General features: G+C 33.1%; 15 protein-coding genes. 5 read left to right on the forward strand and 10 right to left on the reverse strand.

Annotated features, from left to right (window positions below; all coding sequences use genetic code 11):
* Positions 1–14: 14 nt before the first annotated feature.
* On the reverse strand, positions 15–404 hold the full coding sequence (gene mscL, locus QWY86_RS18925) for a large-conductance mechanosensitive channel protein MscL (RefSeq protein WP_290244422.1): 390 nt from the start codon (positions 402–404) through the stop codon (positions 15–17).
* A gap of 169 nt (positions 405–573) precedes the next feature.
* Here mscL and rpoN point away from each other — a divergent pair, with 169 nt between their 5' ends.
* Positions 574–2,046, forward strand: a complete 1,473-nt coding sequence (gene rpoN, locus QWY86_RS18930; RefSeq protein WP_290244423.1) for an RNA polymerase factor sigma-54 — start codon at positions 574–576, stop codon at positions 2,044–2,046.
* Positions 2,047–2,131: 85 nt separating this feature from the next.
* Here the strand turns inward: rpoN and QWY86_RS18935 are convergent, their stop codons facing one another.
* On the reverse strand, positions 2,132–3,145 hold the full coding sequence (locus QWY86_RS18935; protein WP_290244424.1) for a PorP/SprF family type IX secretion system membrane protein: 1,014 nt from the start codon (positions 3,143–3,145) through the stop codon (positions 2,132–2,134).
* Between the two features lie 2 nt (positions 3,146–3,147).
* Complete coding sequence (locus QWY86_RS18940; RefSeq protein ID WP_290244427.1) at positions 3,148–6,675, reverse strand: PKD domain-containing protein; 3,528 nt, start codon at positions 6,673–6,675, stop codon at positions 3,148–3,150.
* A 288-nt stretch (positions 6,676–6,963) separates the two neighbouring features.
* Between QWY86_RS18940 and QWY86_RS18945 the strand changes: the two genes are divergently transcribed.
* Positions 6,964–7,374, forward strand: coding sequence for a hypothetical protein (locus QWY86_RS18945; RefSeq protein ID WP_290244428.1), 411 nt, complete (start codon positions 6,964–6,966; stop codon positions 7,372–7,374).
* Position 7,375: 1 nt separating this feature from the next.
* On the opposite strand, the gene QWY86_RS18950 is transcribed toward QWY86_RS18945, so the two are convergent.
* From QWY86_RS18950 to QWY86_RS18960, 3 genes are read right to left on the reverse strand one after another with little or no spacing between them, the layout of a single operon-like run.
* Positions 7,376–7,549 carry a hypothetical protein gene (locus QWY86_RS18950; protein ID WP_290244430.1) on the reverse strand — a complete coding sequence of 58 codons (174 nt, stop codon included), beginning with the start codon at positions 7,547–7,549 and terminating at the stop codon, positions 7,376–7,378.
* A gap of 46 nt (positions 7,550–7,595) precedes the next feature.
* Positions 7,596–7,736 (reverse strand): twin-arginine translocase TatA/TatE family subunit, encoded by a 141-nt coding sequence (tatA, locus tag QWY86_RS18955; RefSeq protein ID WP_290244432.1) that lies wholly within the window; start codon positions 7,734–7,736, stop codon positions 7,596–7,598.
* Positions 7,737–7,788: 52 nt separating this feature from the next.
* Positions 7,789–8,643 carry an HD domain-containing protein gene (locus tag QWY86_RS18960; RefSeq protein ID WP_290244434.1) on the reverse strand — a complete coding sequence of 285 codons (855 nt, stop codon included), beginning with the start codon at positions 8,641–8,643 and terminating at the stop codon, positions 7,789–7,791.
* A gap of 203 nt (positions 8,644–8,846) precedes the next feature.
* On the opposite strand from QWY86_RS18960, the gene QWY86_RS18965 reads away from it, so the two are divergent.
* Together QWY86_RS18965 and QWY86_RS18970 are read left to right on the forward strand one after the other, a co-directional pair.
* Positions 8,847–9,506: a TetR/AcrR family transcriptional regulator gene (locus tag QWY86_RS18965; protein WP_290244435.1), complete on the forward strand. Its 660-nt coding sequence runs from the start codon at positions 8,847–8,849 to the stop codon at positions 9,504–9,506.
* Positions 9,507–10,808, forward strand: coding sequence for an ABC1 kinase family protein (locus tag QWY86_RS18970; protein ID WP_290244437.1), 1,302 nt, complete (start codon positions 9,507–9,509; stop codon positions 10,806–10,808).
* On the opposite strand, the gene QWY86_RS18975 is transcribed toward QWY86_RS18970, so the two are convergent.
* Positions 10,805–11,161, reverse strand: a complete 357-nt coding sequence (locus QWY86_RS18975) for a response regulator (protein ID WP_290244439.1) — start codon at positions 11,159–11,161, stop codon at positions 10,805–10,807. The genes QWY86_RS18970 and QWY86_RS18975 overlap by 4 nt on opposite strands.
* A 253-nt stretch (positions 11,162–11,414) precedes the next feature.
* On the opposite strand from QWY86_RS18975, the gene QWY86_RS18980 reads away from it, so the two are divergent.
* Positions 11,415–12,020: a GIN domain-containing protein gene (locus tag QWY86_RS18980; protein ID WP_290244440.1), complete on the forward strand. Its 606-nt coding sequence runs from the start codon at positions 11,415–11,417 to the stop codon at positions 12,018–12,020.
* Positions 12,021–12,073: 53 nt separating this feature from the next.
* Here QWY86_RS18980 and QWY86_RS18985 read toward each other — a convergent pair whose 3' ends face one another.
* The 3 genes from QWY86_RS18985 to QWY86_RS18995 form a co-directional block, all read right to left on the reverse strand.
* Complete coding sequence (locus QWY86_RS18985) at positions 12,074–14,467, reverse strand: GAF domain-containing protein (RefSeq protein ID WP_290244442.1); 2,394 nt, start codon at positions 14,465–14,467, stop codon at positions 12,074–12,076.
* 467 nt (positions 14,468–14,934) lie between these two features.
* On the reverse strand, positions 14,935–18,540 hold the full coding sequence (locus QWY86_RS18990; protein WP_290244444.1) for a BamA/TamA family outer membrane protein: 3,606 nt from the start codon (positions 18,538–18,540) through the stop codon (positions 14,935–14,937).
* 72 nt (positions 18,541–18,612) lie between these two features.
* The gene (locus tag QWY86_RS18995) at positions 18,613–19,506 is read right to left on the reverse strand and encodes an SdiA-regulated domain-containing protein (RefSeq protein ID WP_290244446.1); all 894 of its coding nucleotides are present in this window, start codon (positions 19,504–19,506) and stop codon (positions 18,613–18,615) included.
* Positions 19,507–19,512 lie beyond the last annotated feature (6 nt).

Consider the following 19,512-nt stretch of genomic DNA (forward strand, 5'->3'; position numbering starts at 1 on the left):
AACCTTTTAAGGTTTTATGCTTTTGCTTTTAAAACATCTCTAATTTCTGTAAGAAGAATCTCTTCTTTAGTTGGTGCAGGAGGCGCTGCTGGTGCAGCAACTTCTTTCTTTTTAAGATTGTTAGCACCTTTAATAATTAAGAATAAAACAAACGCAACGATAATAAATGCAATAACCTGCGATAAGAAATTACCATATTTAATTGCTGTACCAGGAATAACCAGTTTACTTAAATCTTCTAAGCCTGCAGCTTTCAAAGCCGGACCTAAAACGGCAGGCGTAATAATATCTTCAACAAGTGAGCTTACAATTTTTCCAAAAGCCGCACCTATGATTACACCAACAGCTAAATCAAGAACATTTCCTTTAACTGCAAAATCCTTGAATTCTTTAACAATTCCCATAATTTTAGTTTTAGTTTGTTTTTTAACGAAAGTAACAATTATAATATAAACTTAAAAACGATTGGACCAACTTTAACTAACAATAAATTAAAAAATTGTTAAGTTATAAATACATCCTAAAGATTATCTGCCAACAATTCCTTATTTTTGCCGAATACTAAAGAATAACATGCTAAAGCAACATTTACAACAAAAATTATTACAAAAGTTATCACCTCAGCAAATTCAATTTATTAAGCTGCTACAGGTGCCAACTGTTGCTTTAGATACCAGGGTAAAAGAGGAATTAGAAGAAAATCCGGCTTTGGAAGACCCCAGTTTAATGACAGCTGATGAACCTAAAGGCGAATATGATGATTTAAATGATGGTCCTGAAGACTATGAAAGTTCATCAGAAGATAATAGCATGGACGAATTTAATGTTGATGATTATCTGCAAGACGATTCTGCCAATGATTACAGTACTAATTACAACAATGGCGATGATGATGAAGAGAAAAAAGAAACGCCAATTGCTATAGAAAGTACATTTTTTGAAAGTTTACAAGAACAATTAGATTTAATTCCGCTTTCAGATCAGGATTTTATTGTAGGTAAGCAAATTATTGGAAGTTTAGATGATGATGGTTATTTACGTCGGCCTTTAAGTTCTATGATTGATGACCTTGCTTTCTCTCAAAATGTAATGGTTGAGGAAGAAGATGTTTTAGAAATGCTTCGTTTAATTCAAAGCTTCGACCCTCCGGGAATTGGGGCCAGAGATTTAAAGGAATGCCTTCTTATTCAACTAAAAAGAAAAGATACAAGTAACCCCATAATTGTTAAAGCAATGAATGTGGTAGAAAATTATCTTGATGAATTTACAAGAAAACATTACGATAAGCTTGAAAAAAGCTTAAATCTTGATAGTGAGGAGTTAAAAGAAGTTGTTAATGAAATTCTTCGTTTAAATCCAAAACCTGGTGACGCAAACCAAGTTACAACAAAACAAATGCAAATTATTCCTGATTTTCACATCAGTAATAATGATGGCATTTTAATTTTAACTTTAAATTCAAAAAATGCTCCTGAATTAAAGGTAAGTCGCTCCTATCAGGAAATGTTTGAGCATTACGATAAAGCCTCAGCTAAAGATAAAAAACTGAAAGAAGCTGTTCAGTTTGTGAAACAAAAGTTAGATTCGGCTAAATGGTTTATCGATGCGATTAAGCAAAGACAGCAAACTTTATTGAAAACCATGAATGCGATTATGCATTATCAATACGAATATTTTTTAACCGCTGATGAACGCAAAATGCGTCCAATGATTTTAAAGGATATTGCTGATAAAATCGATATGGACATTTCAACCGTTTCGAGGGTTGCAAATTCTAAATACGTTCAAACAGAGTTTGGTACATTTCTGCTAAAATCTTTCTTCTCGGAAGCAATTCAAACTGAAAATGGCGAAGAAGTTTCGAATAAAGAAGTTAAAAAAATTCTTGAAGATTGTATTGGCAATGAAGACAAGCGCAAGCCTCTTGCCGATGAAAAACTTACCGATATTTTAAAAGAACGCGGTTATAATATTGCCCGCAGAACTGTTGCTAAATATCGTGAACAAATGAATATTCCGGTTGCCAGACTTAGAAAAGAGCTTTAGTAGTTGCCTGATTTTTTGGTTGTTTAGTTTTTTGGGTTATTCCAAAGCACCTTGATTACTAAACAATCAAGCCAACAAAAACCAATTACCACATTTTAATATAAGAAGGTACTTTGTAAATGTTATTCAGCATTAAGCCAAGTACAATTTCATGGCTACCATTACTTACTGTATTCAAATCAGAAGTAGTAAAATCATAAGAATAAGTAAGATTTACCATCTTGCCTATATTAAATCCAGCCATTGCGGCGAATGAATCATTTTTTCGGTAGCTTCCGCCTAACCATACTTTATCTTTAAAAGCAATCTTCATATTTATGTCTACAGAAACTGGCGCCGGCTGTACATATTTTACCATTATAGAAGGGATAGCTGCAATTTGGTCGTCCATAAAAAACTTATAACCGGCAGTTGCAAAGAAATGCGGTACCTCCTTGCCAGTATTGTAATTATCAGAATTTGTAAAGCTTAATTTTTGTGATAAAACCTGTTGTGCAGATACCCCGGCAAAAAGTCTCGCACCATATAACCACAAACCTACACTTAAATCCGGTCTTAACTGACTAACGATTGTATTTGATAATGCAGGGTCGCTTTGGCTATCTGGAAACGTTAAGGAGTTAATATCCAATCTAATATTTGATAAACCAGCAGCGGCGCCTAATGAGAGATTAAAAGCGTTATTTAATTGCAAGTGGTAAGCATAAGTAACATTAGCATCAAGCCTAGAAAGTGGACCGGCCTTATCCTGCACAACTGTAAACCCCATGCCGTGATGCGCAGGCGAGGAAGTATAATTTTGCATATAGTTTCTATCCATCGGGTTACCGGTTTGCTCAGGAAAAGATGTTAAGGCATTGCTCCAAAGTTGATTATCGCCCAAAGCCCAATGTGCAGAAACGAAAGAAGTTTGAGGTGCATCGTTAATTCCTGCCCATTGTTTCCTAAAACCAGCCTTAAAATCAATATAATTTTCTATTCCTGATAAGGCAGGATTTAAAAGATATTGATTAAAAATATACTGAGTATATTGAGGCTTTTGTTGAGAAAACCCATTAAAACTTATAAAAACGGCTATTATTAGTATATATTTTTTCAACTTTATCTGATTATGGTGAGAGGTCCGGTAATTGTTTTACGCCCGTTTCTTGGGTTGATAAGATAGTAATAAACGCCGACAGGTAGAGGCTGATTTTGATAATTCCCGTCAAATGGAGACTTGTAACCTACACTGTAAAATACTTTGTTTCCGTTTCTGTTAAAAACTTCGATGGTTGAATTTGGATATGTATCTAAATATTTAACATCCCAAATATCATTAATCCCATCACCATTTGGTGTAAAGGAACTTGGTGGAATAAGTGCTTGCAAAACTTTTACCAAAACCGAAGTTATCACTTTACAACCTTCACTTGTTGTTGCTGTAAGTTCATACTGTGTATCTTTATCAGGCGATGCGATTGGATTCAAAACATCATCGCGATTTAATCCTAAAGAGGGTGTCCAGTTGTAAGTTAACGCTTTGCCATCGGCAATTGTTGGAATGGTAACCTGACCACCAGCTAATATATACATTGTAGAAACACCAATATCTGCGGTTGGAGATTGATGAACGTTAATATCTTTTTTTATAACACTTGTACAACCATTAGCGGCAATAAAAGTATAGGTTATTACATGTACTCCAGGCTGAACTTTTTTTGGATTAAAGTTTCCTTCAGTATCAATTCCGTCGCCAGAATAAGTGCCATTTCCGGTTATACCTGAAATTTCTCTCGCTTGATTTACGATTATGGAACCATCGTTTTGACAAGCGGAAGGAATATCAGCAAACTCTAAGATTGGCGCTGGCTTTAATGTAATTTGTTTTACAACTTCCTCGAAACAGTCTGTACCAGAATAAGCTTTTAATTTAATTTTGAAATCTTTATTGCTGTTGCCACCAAATGCAGCATAAACCAGGTTAATATTTTCTCCCGTTGGATAATCATAAGTTAAAAATTCTTCTGGAGCTCCATCCAAATTCTTGTAAATATCAATTTTCGTAATCTTGCCAAAAAATGCTTTTGATAAATTATTGATTACTACTGGGCTATTACTACACAGATTATTTGAATTCTGAACTGAAAAATCCGCTTTTTCTACAGCCCCATTTACTGTAAAGCTTTTTGATTGTGAATTAACACAGCCATTTACATTGGTAATTTTCAGCGTAACGGTGTATAGCCCGAAATTTGAATAAGTATGCTTACCATCCTTTTCTGTTGAGGTATTTGGATTTGTCAACGTAGACGATGCATCTCCAAAATCCCATTCATATTTTATCGGACCAGTAATGCCATCGGCATCTATAGTCTTATTTGTAAATAATGCAAAAGCATCTTTCAAACAAACATCAGGCATTGTAAAATCTGCAACAGGTAAGTTAGTAACAATAACATCTTTTGAAAAAACATCGCTAACACAACCATTTGAAGATGTAGTTATAAGCGTTATTTTATATGTGCCGATTGATGTATATTTATGTGCAAATGGGGTCTTATCTGTTTTATCAATAACTGTATTATCGCCGAAATCCCAATGCCAATTAACGATTTTATTTACAGTTTTAGCAGAACTTATTGTGGATTCATCCGTAACAAAATAATCGGTATTTATACAAGTATTTAATGTTGATGAAAACTTAGAAACTGGCAGAGGATAAACTGTTATTGTTTTGCTATAAACATCAGAATAGCAACCGGAACCAGCTTTTACAGATAATGTTACCGTATAATTTCCTTCTGACGCGTATTGGTGTTTAGGATTTTTTTCTTCTGATTTTGCACCATCTCCAAAATCCCAGAGCCAGTTTGTTACTTGAAATTCGGTAGAGTTTGATATACTTTTATCTGTAAAAGAAATATCTGTTTTAGCACAACCAGAAGCATCAGCTTCAAAACTTGAAGTCGGTAAATCGTATATAGAAAAAACATAGTTTGTTTCTAAATCTCCACTTTGGCAATTCGTTGCATTATTAGGCACATGCGCAACAACGTTAAGCTTGTGTTCTCCAGCTGTAATGTAATTTCTCTTATCAGGATAACTGTAAATATAAAAAGTTTGTCCGTTGATAAGTTTAACTTCAGGTTCATTTGTTGTAATTATTGTAACCTCATTATCAAGTGTCCAAGTAATCTTATCTGGCTTATATGGCAAGTTTATTTTGAAACTGATTTCAGTATTAACGCAGCCGTTTTGATATTCCTCCTGTTTTACATTATTAACTACTGTAAGGTAATTGTTTGAGGCCAAATTTGTACCGGCAGAGTAAGCATAGGATTCTGTATCGCCATAACCATAAGCAATAACATTAAATCCATCGTCTGCGGTAAGCGTTAAGCTTCTATCAGTAACCGGAACCTGGGCAAAAGACAAATTACCCGAAAGAGTTGTCCATGATATGTTTGGAACGATTCCATTTATCTTAAAAGATGCTGTTTTATTCGTTTTGATTAAAACATTTAAATATCGCTGCCTGATATCTTGTTCTGTAGCTGAAAACACGGTGATGTTATTGACACTAAATTCAACAGGATTTAAAATAACCATATCCGGGTCGCCAAAACCAGCATTGGTACCATTTGGAGTTGCACAACCTACTGAATACATGTACTGGCTTAATAGGAAATTTTTATCTCCTGTTATATAATTTGGTGTTGAAAGTCTTGGAGAACTGTAAAAATTACCCTTGTTTAAAGTCGCAATCAATGTCCCATTCTCATAAATTTTTGTATTATCTTCTACTGCTATTGCCCGATAAATATATGATTGATTAATAAATGGAATAATACCATACGTTTTACCTAAACTTGAAACTGGATAAATTTGCTGATAAAGCGGATCAGAACTCGTACAATTCCCTATAACAATGTTAGAAGTACCAGAAAATGCCGCAAATCGCTTACAAGATGATGTGCCAGGATCTGTCTCTACAGATATGCCAGTTAAATCATCAAGGCCAGAAGTATATTCGTAAACATCGCCTGCTTTGGGTAAGGTAATTGTTCTGTTTACGTTGTTTTTTTCCTTTAATAATAAAACTGTATTGTCCTCTACTGCAATGAGTGTTAAATAATTATAGCCCTGCTGAGTGGAATTATTATTATTATTGTTGTTGTTATTATTGGATGCAATGTTCTGAGTATAGTTAACTGAAAAATATTTCTGACCCAATGTTTCAAAAGGTAATATGAGTGATGCAGCAGACCTATGTCCGGCAAAAACATGTGCATAAGCGGCAACTTTGGGTTTTCCGGGTGTAACAACGATATGAATTCCGCGGTTTGTTAAAACCATATTTGCATCATTCAAATCTATATAAGAATCGTTTCTATTAACCTGAATACCAACAGAAGTATTCGCAGGAATTGCAGTAATTCCCGAAGAATAAGCGCCGCAAGTAACCGTAACTTCAGTATCATACTTGGATGTTACAAAAACAACCAAACTTGCCAAAGAGCCACCGCTAGGAACATGCGTAGGAAATACAGTCCAAAAATCTGTTCCTTCATTGGAAATACTTTGGCTGTAACCCCTTTTAAATAATAAAAAAGCTACACAAAAAACTAATAAGAATGCTCGTTTCATTTCTATTAGTTTGGTTAAGAAGTAGTTTGCATTGGTTTGTTTATAGAATGCAATATACTATTATTGGATATACAAGAAAAAAAAATAACATATTTTAAGTAGTAATTTTCCTTTTCGTGTAATAAACTAACTGGTTGGTGTAAAAAAAACAACAATTCTCATATAGGATTTGCAAATTAATTGCATTATTTCTATTCGAATCAATTAATAAACTCACTAATATTGATTGAACAAGCAACATCCCGAAAAGTAATTTTTTAATAATTAATTAACCTTAAAGGATAATTTATGAATGCTTATTTAAAATTAATTGAACAAATATATCCAGCTAGAAATGGTGAAAAATCTGATATTTTGCTTTATAATGAAATGTATATTGCTTATTCGACAATGCAATTAGAAAAAATCATAACGGAAAAGACATTATACAATTACAGAATCGCTTTTTTCTTTTTAAGAAAACACATTTACAATGCAGTGAATGATGCAATGAGAAAAATTCACTATAGTTTAAACGAGTTAGATAGGCAATGTTTAATGTATTTCCAAAACAAATTAAACTCGCAACTTTACGATAAAGTAGAACTGGATGCTATAATTGAAAACGTCAATAAACTATTATCATGCTATGATTTAAGCAAAAATTATTTGGAAAACATAGTCGAAGTTGAAGAACTAAAACTCAAAGTGTCAGCTTAAGTTATTCATCATCTTGAGATTTGTTTTTAAACTTTTCCGAAAATTCTTTTGCATTTTCATCAGCGGATGTATCGTTATGGTTTGGTTGCTCTAAATTTTCTTCTAGCCTATTATTCCATTTATCTAAACCATCATTAGGCTCATTTTTAGCAGAATCGTTTTTAGGATTTACCATGATTGAAGTTTGTTAATAAAACATAATCTACTAAAATAAGTTTTTGTTATTTTACAGGAGGTTCATCTTTGGCATTTTTAAATTCTTTAACACTTTTACCAATCCCACGCATAAGTTCTGGGATTTTTTTTCCTCCGAAAATTAATAAAATAATAACTCCGATTAGTATAATTTCAATTGCCGACATATTAATTTTTTAATGAATATACACTTAAATTAACAAAGCTGATTAATAGCAATTAAACAAGCAATGCATTTAATGTCCTGGTTTTTACTTTTGGAACGGCACCATGTCTAATAAATTCTGAAAATCCTTTTAGCTGCTTGATTGATTTTATAGTTTCGTAACCGAAATAATTACTTCTAATTTTATTTAGCAAAAGTGTATCGGTTTTAAATAAATCTTTTTCAGTTAAAATGCCTTTCTTTAAAAAAAACTTAATAAGCTCTGCCATTTTTCCATTCGCAAATAAATAAAGCGGAAGGTTAAAAACTTCATCATTAAGTCTTTTAAATATTTGATTTATCCACAAAACTTCATCTTCAGAGTTTATTGCAATTTTACCGTCCTTTAATTCAATTGATTTTAAAAATGTTAAAATTCTTTGTCGGGAAATCAATCCAGCGTAGAAACTATCCCTTAAAGTATAATCTAATCTATCTGCACAAAGTGATGGTAATGGCTGTTCTAAAATATTAAACTCACCATAAATAATCTGATTAGCATTGTAGCCATACTTAAGTAAAACGTCAGGAATTTCTGAATTATAGAGAATTTCAGCAAAAACCTTTTCGTGATAATCTTCATCAGTGTTGTCAAAAACATAATCGCCAACATGAGAAAATGCAGTATGAGAAATATCATGTAAAAGCCCCGCAATTTGCTCCAATTCCGAACCACCTAACTTTCTAATTAACATCATTACCCCGATTGCATGCTCCAGCCTAGAATGACAAATATCTGGGTTAACCAAATAGATAGCCCCACTTTGATGTACACCTGCCAATCGTTTTAAAGCTTCGGTATTCAATAAATTATCAAAAATTTCTGGTAAATCTATCTTACCATACAAAAAATCGTTTACCTGAATCATACCTTAAATTTAATTAACACCACACAATTATACTACATTTTTTAGTTTAAATAAAAATTAATTACTAACAAAAACTAAATATTTTAGTTAAATATTAACTTTCAAAATATTTGAAAGCATTTATTACAAAAACATGATTTTTAAATACTATTGAACAGAAACATCATTAAACTTTAAACGTTATATTTATAAAAAACAGGTATATGGCAACTGCTGAGCAAATCCGAAAAGCATATTTAGATTACGTTTTAAGCAACAACGAAAAACCAAAATCGGTTTACATTTTTGCAAAAAAGTTAAAAATAACAGAAGCTGATTTTTATCAGTTTTATTCTTCTTTTGAAAGTATTGAGAAGAATATTTGGTTTGAATTAACTTTTGAAACCATTAGTAAGATTAAGGAACAGGAAGTTTGGCATCAATACTCTTCAAGAGAGAAAATGCTGTCATTTTTCTACAGTTATGTTGAAAAATTAAAGAATGAGAGAAGCTTTATAATCTACAGTTTAAAAAATTATGGGATACAGCTAGGAACACCTAACGTTTTAGCTGGTGTTAGACCAATTTTTGAGAATTTCGCCGAAGATATTATAAATGAAGGATTAGAAAACGGAGAGCTAGCTGAACGTAAATTCTTCAGCAAACGCTATAAAGATGCCCTATGGGTTCAGTTTGCGTTTATTTTAAATTTTTGGATTAATGATGATAGCGAAAGTTTTGAAAAAACAGATGAAGCAATTGAAAAAGGCATTAATGTAACTTTCGATCTTTTTCAGCACTCTCCTATTGATAATTTATTTGAGTATGGAAAGTTTTTGAGTAGAAATGGGAAGTTTAAAGAGCGTATGGGTTTTAATATTTAAATGAAAGAGCAAAAGAGTATTCCGGTAACTAAGGTAGAGCGTTCTGCAAAATTTGTTAAAACAGGTTTTCAAATTGGTGGAAATTACATTAAACATTATTCAAAAAAGCTTTTTAATCCAGAAATGGATAGAGATGAGCTTAATGAAGATAATGCTACAGATATCTATAAATCGTTAAGCGAACTGAAAGGGAGCGCTTTAAAGATTGCGCAAATGCTAAGTATGGATAAAAACATACTGCCAAAATCTTATGTAGATAAATTCACGCAATCTCAATATAATGCTCCACCACTTTCTGGGCCGCTTATTGTTAGAACATTCACTAAAAATTTCGGGAAAACACCAGAAAAAATTTACGATAGTTTTAATTTAACTTCTACAAATGCGGCTTCTATAGGCCAAGTTCATCAGGCTAAATTAAACGGAAAAAAACTTGCTGTTAAAATTCAATATCCTGGTGTTGGCGATAGCATTTCATCAGATTTAAAATTGGTTAAGCCTTTTGCCTTCAGGCTTTTAGGAATGTCGGAAAAAGAGCTAAACATCTATATAAAAGAGGTTGAAGAGCGTTTATTGGAAGAAACCGACTATGAATTAGAAGTTAAACGTTCTATTGAATTTTCTGAAGCTTGCAGAAACTTAGATAATGTTATATTTCCAAAATATTACCCAGAATTATCTGGAAAACGAATCATTTCTATGGATTGGATTGATGGTTTGCACTTAAAAGAGTTTTTGAAAACCAATCCATCTCAAGAATTAAAAAATAAAATCGGTCAGGCTTTATGGGATTTCTATAATTTCCAACAACATGAACTAAAAGCTGTTCATGCAGATCCGCATCCAGGAAACTTTCTTATTACATCTGATGAAAAACTTGGTGTAATTGACTTTGGATGCATTAAGGAAATGCCACTGGATTTTTATATTCCTTTTTTCTCGCTTATCTCAACAGATGTGATTCTCGATAAAGCTAAAACAATAGATGCTTTTAGAAAGTTGGATATGATTCATGCTGAGGATACAGAAGCACAAATTGAGTTTTACTATAAATCGTATAAGGAAATGATTGAGCTTTTTGCTAAACCATACATCAATACAGTGTTTGATTTTAGCCAAAATGATTTTTTTGAAAAACTATACAATTATGGCGAGAAGATTTCGAAAATGCCGGAATTTAAGCAAGCTCGCGGCGTAAAACATTTCATTTATGTTAATCGCACAAATTTTGGTTTGTACACAATATTACATGAATTAAAAGCAACGGTTAATACAAATACATACCAACCAAAGCTTTACTAAACATTCTTTTTAACCACTTCAATCATGTCATCAATTTCGAAAGGCTTTTGAATATAATCATCAGCCTTGCTTTCCTTTGCAATTTCAGGTAGTTTTTCAGAAGTTGAAGTTAATACAGCAGAAATATCTTCCGTTTCCGGGTCTGATTTTAGCTCCTTAATTATTTTAGAACCCTTTTTAGTGCCTTTAATGTGATCATCAATAACCACAATATCAGGTTTTATTTCTTCTATTTTATCAATTGGTTCGGTTGTTAATGAAGCAGTGACATCAAAGCCTTCTTCATCTAAAACCTGATCCATTATATCTAGAATGTCTTTATTATCCTGAACCAGAACAACCTTTTTCTTCATAAATCGTTTGGAATAAATTTGTTTTAAATATAAATAAAAAACAATAATTAGTAAAGCAAAACTTTTGCGGTTTGCTAATTAACTAATCTGTTAGTCGTTCGTCTGTTTTTTTAACCTGTTGGTCGATTAGTTACAAGTGCTTGTATAAAACTGCAACATTGTCTGCAACGTTTTTCACTTGGTGGCGTCTTATCTACAAAACCATTAGAAAACATAAATCACTAAATAATAATCATTTATAAATAACAGCATTATGAAAACCTCAATCAAAACCCTAATCGCAGTTTCATTATCGGCCATCACTTTAACAACTGCAGCATTTTCTACAAGTGTATCAGCAGCAGAAAAAAAACCAACAACTGTATCAGCACCAATCAAGTTTAAAAGAATTTCTATTAAAGGAAATGTAGAAGTTAAAATTGTGCAAAGACAAAATGAATCTGTAGCCTATGCTGAAGATAATTTGGGCACAGCCAAAATCACACAAGAAGGTGATCTTTTAAGAATTATATCCCTAGACAAAAATGTTAGTAAGATTACAATTTACGTATCTGATATTTATAGAATTGAAGCTGCTGATAATGTTATTGTAAAAACAGAAGGCAAAGTTAAAGTTAAATTTTTACAGGTTTTCTTAAAAGGAAATGCACACGCTGAAATTAACTCTAATACTGAAGGATTATATACTGTAATTAAAGATAATGCAGATTTAAAATTAAGCGGTGCAACCGATAATCACACCGTAGTTATGGGCGATACACAAAAATTAACCATGGATAGATTTGCTGCATTAAAAACGAATATCAGTTCTGCAGAAGAAACTAATGCAATTACTGAAACTGTAGCAGTTATCAAATAATCAAAAAACACACAACACAAAAAGGCGAAGAGATTATCTCTTCGCCTTTTTTGTTAATTTAAGTTTAAGCTTAAATCTTTTGCTTTAGAATCTTCCGCTTCTTTGCGCTTGGTTTTACTAATATATTTAACACCAACCCTTAAAGCTTTTAAACCAGATACACCTTGTAATTCTTCTAAATTAAGTTTCTCTAAGTCATCATTTAAATAACCTTGATCTTGTAGATACTTAATGTATTCTACATATTCTTTAGCTTCATCGGCATTAAAATACACCATTGCAATTTTATTTGGCTGTGTTAAACGCTCGGAAGTTCCCTTAATCAAAACTTTATCAATACGTTTCTTAACAACCTCATATCTAATGTTATACGCACCCTCTACGTCAAACCTACGCTCATCGTTTCTAAAACTAATGTCTATTGCATTTGAGTGAATAAACAACAACTGAGTAGTTTCTAAAGGTCTAGGCATATCGCCAATTAAACTTTTAGAAAGGCGGGCAATTTCTACCATTGATGTTAATTGCCATAAGCGAATATTTTTTAAATAAAGTAAATCGAATGGTTTATTTGGAGCAATCTCCTGACCGATATAAATGTCGTATTCAACACCATCGGTACGGAATTTTGCAAAATAACAAGGATATGAAGCTTGCAAGTTTTGTTGTGCAGTTTCTAAATACTGGCTAACTTCCATATTTATGCGTTGCATAGAAGTTTCTAATTTCCTTCTGTTTTCAAATGCCAATCCCGTTTCAGGAAGAATTTCTGCAAAATAATCGTCAACAATTTCGGCAGCTTCTGGGTGATTTAGCTTTATTACCGTAAAGAATGGATAAACTTCAACGCCTAAAAACTCATTTAAAAGCATCTCTTCGTTGCTAGATGCAACATTACTGATTCTTACAATCCAATCGTTACAGTTAAAAATAAGTTTATCAATTAATTCTAAGAAAACAAATTTGCGTAAGCTCTTCAAAGTCTTTATAATGTTCAATAAATGAACATGCATGTCTTCTTTTAAAGCTTCATTGCGTTCGTTGGTCGAGTTTCGAATATCAATAGCACCAAATAACGGATACATATTTTTAAACGTAACCGTTTCCATCTGTTTAAGCTTTTTATTCTCTTTACTTTGCTTTAGGAAATCCCAAACAGCCTCATTAAACTTCCACTGAACGGATGGTTGTAAAGCAGTAAATTTATCCATCAAAACCGCATCCATCTTCGAATTAAATTCTTCTATACTGTATTGGAAAAGTTGACCAATTAACGGCATCGCCGGGCGCAATCTTGATAACAATTTATCATCTAAAGCAACCTCTTTGCTAGAATAAACTTCTAAAACGCCAGCTAATTGCGTGTTATAGTAAACTGGTAAAACCGAATAAGAACAAACGCCTGCTTCCTTTAAAACCCGCAAAAATGGGTCTTTTTCCATTTGTTTTTCATTAATCGAACTCACAAAAATTGGCCGTGGATCTTCCTTATACTTATCTACAAGTGAGTAAAAAACTTCTTCTTCTAAGTTTGATGCCTTCGCAGAATTAATAAGCATACTTTGAGAAAATTCCTGATCATCAAAAACAAGCTTATTGTTAACGGTCAGAAATGGCATTAAGCCAAATTCTAAATCTCCATTACCACTAAGCGTTTTTAAGGCTTGTATTACGTGGTTGTAAGATTCAGTTTGGTAATTATGATTAACTAAAGCATCTCTGATACCATCAATTGCGTGGTGTAAGGTAACATCAGTAATAGAAATTACACTGAAACCTTCAAAAATAAATTTCTTTAACGGAAGCGCATCAATAAGGTATTCCATTTCAGTACCTTCCTGAAAGTGCTGAGCCAATTCTTCAAAATTTAGTTCTGGCAATGAACCTTTAAACTGGATATCGATAAATTGCGTATCATTTTGAATATTGTAGTAAGAAGTTAAATTATTTTCTGGATTTACATGCGCATAAATAATCTCGTTCTTTAATACAGAAGAAAAATTATAAAACCTGTTTAAAATTAAATTGTAAACAAATTTTAAATGCTTTTTCTCTGATGATTCAGAATCTTTACTAACCTTTTTTGCTGGATCGTGATCCTTGAAAAATTGATAAAAAGCATTGGTGCTAAAGAATATTTCATCAGGAACTGGCGTACTCAATGCCCAAAACATCTCGTTTTCATTAGCCATTAACGGTGTTAAAATGGTAAAAATTAATTCGAGTGTTTCTTTATGTTTCGATAACTCTTGAGCGCTAATATTGCTCAATAAGGTATCTTCTTTTTCAATTTTTTCGAGCAAAAACCTGTAAAATTCCGACTTAACGGTTTTTTCTGTTTTAAGCCTGTTTTTTAAATAGGTTACCAATGGCCTAAACGACAGGTTGGATTTAACCTGGCAATTAATGCATTCGTTTTTATGTATTTTAATTACATTGGTATTCATGAGTATATGTTTGTTATAGACGTAAATTTAATTGGAGTAAAACTTTTATTAACTTTTACAAATATACGAATAGCCTGAGCCACAAATAGTCTGCAAAACGTAATACTATTTTTACATTTACTTATATTAATATACGAATAAAATTAAAGTTTAGTTTAAAATTTAATTTTACAAGAAGCACAAATACAGTAATTCATTGTTTGCTGTAGTACTGCCAATAATTCAATATTTTGAACTTGTGTAGCTTTTGGCAAAAAAAATACACCATAATAAGGCGCTTTAACAGAAAACTTAAATATTTTAGAAGAATTTCCCTACTTAAACCTGACTGTACGAAAATACTTTTTGCCGCAGTAACTTTAATAAGTAAAAACCGCCAACAAAAAGATTGTAGGAAAGGCAGGGCTAACGTAAATTCTCGGAAGAAACCTGCTTTTCAAAATATTTAAAATCAGTTTTTGTAAAAATTAATACCTAAAGTTTATTGAAACGTACGGATACCAACCATCAACCGAATGCCCCATAACAAAGCGCAAAACAGTTAAGGATGCAGGTGCAAAATATGCTCCGCCTCCAACACCGTGGTGCCAGGTTTGAGATGCTTCGCCCCTTTTCCAAACGCGACCAACATCATAGAAACCAATTAAGCCAACTTGCCCCGGCAATATATAACTTACTAAATCGCCAAGTTTGGCTCTTAATTCTAAATTGTTGTAGAAGCTGTGTTCGCCAGCAAACCTAAACTGACGGAAACCCAATAAATTCCCTTGTCCGCCGAGAAATTGAGCCTGATAAAATGCAGGTTTACCAACAGTTATGCCGCCACCAAATCTATCTGCAAGAATGAAATTCTTTCTTCCATCCAAATTTTTGTAGAGTGCAATACTTGCCGTAAACTGTCCGAAAGAATTAGAGTATTTGTTTATTCCCTTGTAGCCCGTTAGCTTAAAATCGACAAAACTACCTAAGGTTGGCAGTAAATCATTATCCCTGGTATTATTTGTAAAGTTTACAATTGCCCCTGCAAACATTTTTTCGTTTTTAATCGTCAAGCTATCAGAAGAATGCAGCTGGGCAGTGTTTTCTATAAATCGTCCGATATTATCATCATGGTCTAATTTATAGTATTGAAATGATGGACCAATGCTAAAAGTAGATTTTGGTCGTCGCCACCTGATGGATGGATCAACTTGATAGAGATTAAACCTCGAACGGTAATAACGAATGTCATCGCCACGTTCATCAAAGTGTGTATCATTTCCTAAACCGAAAAAGTTTTGAGTATTATTTGGCGCAAAAGCATCGGCCTTTAAAATAAAATCACCTTCTCCTAAAGCTTTTATCCATTCTCCGCGGTAATTAAACCTAAACGCTCTGGTAGAAAAAGAATGCAGAAAAGAAATTGTTTGAGAATTGCCGTAAGGCTGTTTCCTAAAACCGGGGTTGGTTTGTTTGTAAATTAAACCAAGTAAAATACCATCATCATTATTGTAACCTGCATTTAAGTTTATCGAACTTCTGCGGTACATATCTTTGGGTACGTAACTGAAATTTGATGTATCATTTGAAATTATTTTACTGATTTTTTTTTCAGCCCCACCACTATAAGTTGCTTTTGTGGTACGACCATACAATTTTACAGGACCATTACTATTTGCAAAATCATAAAATTTATCGCCTTTGCCACCAATTATACGCAACTTTATATCTGATGTTTTGTTATCCAAATACAAACTATCATGACCATTATGCATATAAATGCGAAGCTCTTTTGTAACTTTCGGATCGAATTTTCTATCGTAAAGTTCGCCCTTAATATTACCTTCTTTAGATATCTTATTGATTTTTACCCTTAAACCTTTTTCACCATTATCAGTAATTACAATTTTTTCATTTTTATTGGTTACCTCAATATCAACAATGCGATTAAAGAAATGGTAATAATCATTCATCAATTTTGGTAGTGCTTTTACTCGTGCTCTCAGCTGATTTAAAAAAGCATCATGATGTAATGTATAACTTGGTTCAGGAAGTTTTTTCAGTGCTTTTTCGAAAACATCATCGTTATAATTAGCGCAGAAATCAGCTACAATTTTATCCCATTCCTTTTCATCAATGTTTGCTGTCCACCTGCTGCTAATTTCCCTGCCCTCCCATAAAAACCAATTAATATCTTTTATCTCTCTTTCGTAGCCCTGCATCATAGGTAACAAAGAAGAACTTTGCGTAAATCGCTGTATTATTCCATCAGACATGAAGAAAACCTGGTCTCTATCTCTTGGAACTGGAGTGTAATAAGAATCACCATCTTTTTTCGTTTCTTTCCATCGCCACTGGTCTTCGTGTCTATCCCAATCGCCTAAAAGTACATCAAGCGCTCTTGCTTTTACCCAAGCCGGACCATTTAACTTATTATCATTATCATCGGTAAGTTTCTTATCCATTTTTGGCGAGCTATCTGATTCGCCAACTGGTTCTCTTTCTTCCAGCAAACAAAGTGTATTGGCAAAAACAGACTCGTATTCGCCTAAATTATCATCGGGTGAAACCCAGCCAATAATAGGATTAGTATGATAAATACCACCTGCTTTAGCCAACTCAGGCACAACCAAAGCCGAAAATGGATGCTGTGCCGACATATTATCTTTAATGATATCTTTTGCGAAAGTTTCTCTTAAGCCAGCTGGAAGTAAAACTTCTGGATATTTCTCTACGCTTCGTAATACATATTCTTTGCCATTCTTATCCTCTAGCCTTAGCGAGCGGCTTTGATTTCCGCCACCTCTTTGGGTCGCTTTTAAACCGCCTGCAATTTTAGAAATCCGTAAAACCGGAACCTTAGTTTTAGCTGCATATTCTTTACGAAAATTCTCTCCAAAAAGCCATCGATGAAAACGACCAACACTATCGTATTCAGGTTTAATGCGTATTGTAATACTATCTGCAATAATTGGCTTCAGCCTGTTTCGCTCTTTGGCGGTAAGCACCTCAAACTTTTTAGTATAGCTGTAAACACGTTTAACTCCAGTATCAGCGTAAATATAATACTCGTACCGCATATCATTATTCATCAGCTGGTCGGCAACAACATAGCCTTGCTGCATCTCATGAAATAATGAATTTTTTCCTTGTTTATTTGGAGATACTTTCGAACCCGAACCACTGACAATTTGTAGTTGTTTGCTTTTTATTAACTGCAAGCCATGTTCGTGGCCGGCAACATAAGTTACATTTTTATAATCACCAAATACGCCGTTTACCGATTTTATCATTTCCTTATATGCCGGGTGATTTAAATCTTCGGGACTTAATAAAGTTGAGCGCAAAAATGGATAAACAGAACCCAAAACAGGCATTGGGATGTAGAGGTTTTTATTTAAAGAGGTTAGTGGAAATAAGTGATTTCTTAAATTAAAGTAGCCACCGTGCGGACCGTAACTTTGAAATGGATGATGCGAGGCCAAAATAATCACCTTATCTTTATTACGCTCTAACAATTCCTCCATTCTAACGATTACCTCATCTTTCGTCCTACATTCACACTCTCCGCTTGGGTTTGATTTATTGTATGGAAAAAGCCACCATTCGCTATCATAAGCAATAATTGTTAGTTTATCAGTTAAGTTAATTGCAACCGGATCTGGGCAGCCATTCTGCGGAATAAGCTTTAATAATGGATCATTCTGCAATTTCAAATAATCATCCTGTGCCTTAATTTTTGCCAAGCCCTTTGGCCCAGATTTATCCCAATCGTGGTTACCGGGAATAAAATAAACTGTAGCGCCTTTTTCTCGCATTGGTATAAATTGCGATTGCAATATTTTCTTAGTATCTTCTTCTTCTATACTACCTGGCAAGCCCATTCCGGTCGGGTAAATGTTATCACCTAAATATAAAACAGTCGTTTTTTTTGGGATAATTTGTTTGGCAGCATTCTTTAAATCCTGCGTTTGCGCTGAATTCATTTCTCCAGCATCACCAAAAAGTATAATGCGATGCTTTACTTCATTTTGTGCAAATGAAATAAGCCCAGTAAAAATGAATAATATGCTTAGGGTAAGATTTCTGATCATAAAGTTTGTTTGTTATAAAACTATAACATAAAAAATAATAAGCCGCTTTTTAGTTAGGAAGCGACTTTATAATTATTTCTTTAATTGAAATTCAAGGATATTTCCTGCTGATAATGTTCCGCCCTCATTAGAAATATATAAAGTATTATTCTTATCAAATGCAATTCCTTCTGGTTGATTAAAGTTGCCACCTTTTAGTGAAGCAGTGTTTTTTATTTTGAAATTGGCATCTGTAATCACAATCATTTTATTTACAGAAGATAAAATATACCATTCGTTAGTATTTTTATTTTTAGCCAATGCTGAAGGTTTAAAATTTGCCTTTTTTGCACCAGATAATTTTGCAATTTCAGTGTAAGGTAAACCAAATTCTCCATCGGCCTTTAAAGAACCGTCATCTGCCATCGTAAATACATAAATGCTGGTTGCCTTATTTTTATCATCATTTTTGCTGTCTTTCGTTAAAACATAAATTTTATCTCCATCGGCGGCAATACCTTCATATTCGGCTTTTGGTAATAAATCTTTAACCTTTTTTACATTAGCAACTTCTGGTTTACCAATTTCTGACTGAGGGAAAATATGTAACTCACCATTACTTTTTAATATGATAAAATGATTTTTTAATATCGTTAAATCTTCATAATCGCCTTTACCACCAAATTTTGTAGATTTTGCTTCCTTATCGTCTAAGCTCAAATAAAATAAATCTCCATACTCATCCTGAATGGCATAAACCTGTTTTGAGTCACCATTATTAAACGCAATACCAGAAATCTCAAACAAACTTTGCGGCATATTATGTTTTATCGGATTACTTAAATCGTAAGGAAAATCCGTTTTTGTTTGTTCAGTTTCCGAGGCAGTTTCGGCATCTTTATGTTTTTCGTTAACACATGAAATGCAAAAAAAGGCAACTGATAATGCTGCAAAAAATGATAATAAGGTATATTTATAATTTCTCATCAGATA

The organism is Pedobacter aquatilis (assembly GCF_030409415.1).
Lineage (GTDB): Bacteria > Bacteroidota > Bacteroidia > Sphingobacteriales > Sphingobacteriaceae > Pedobacter > Pedobacter aquatilis.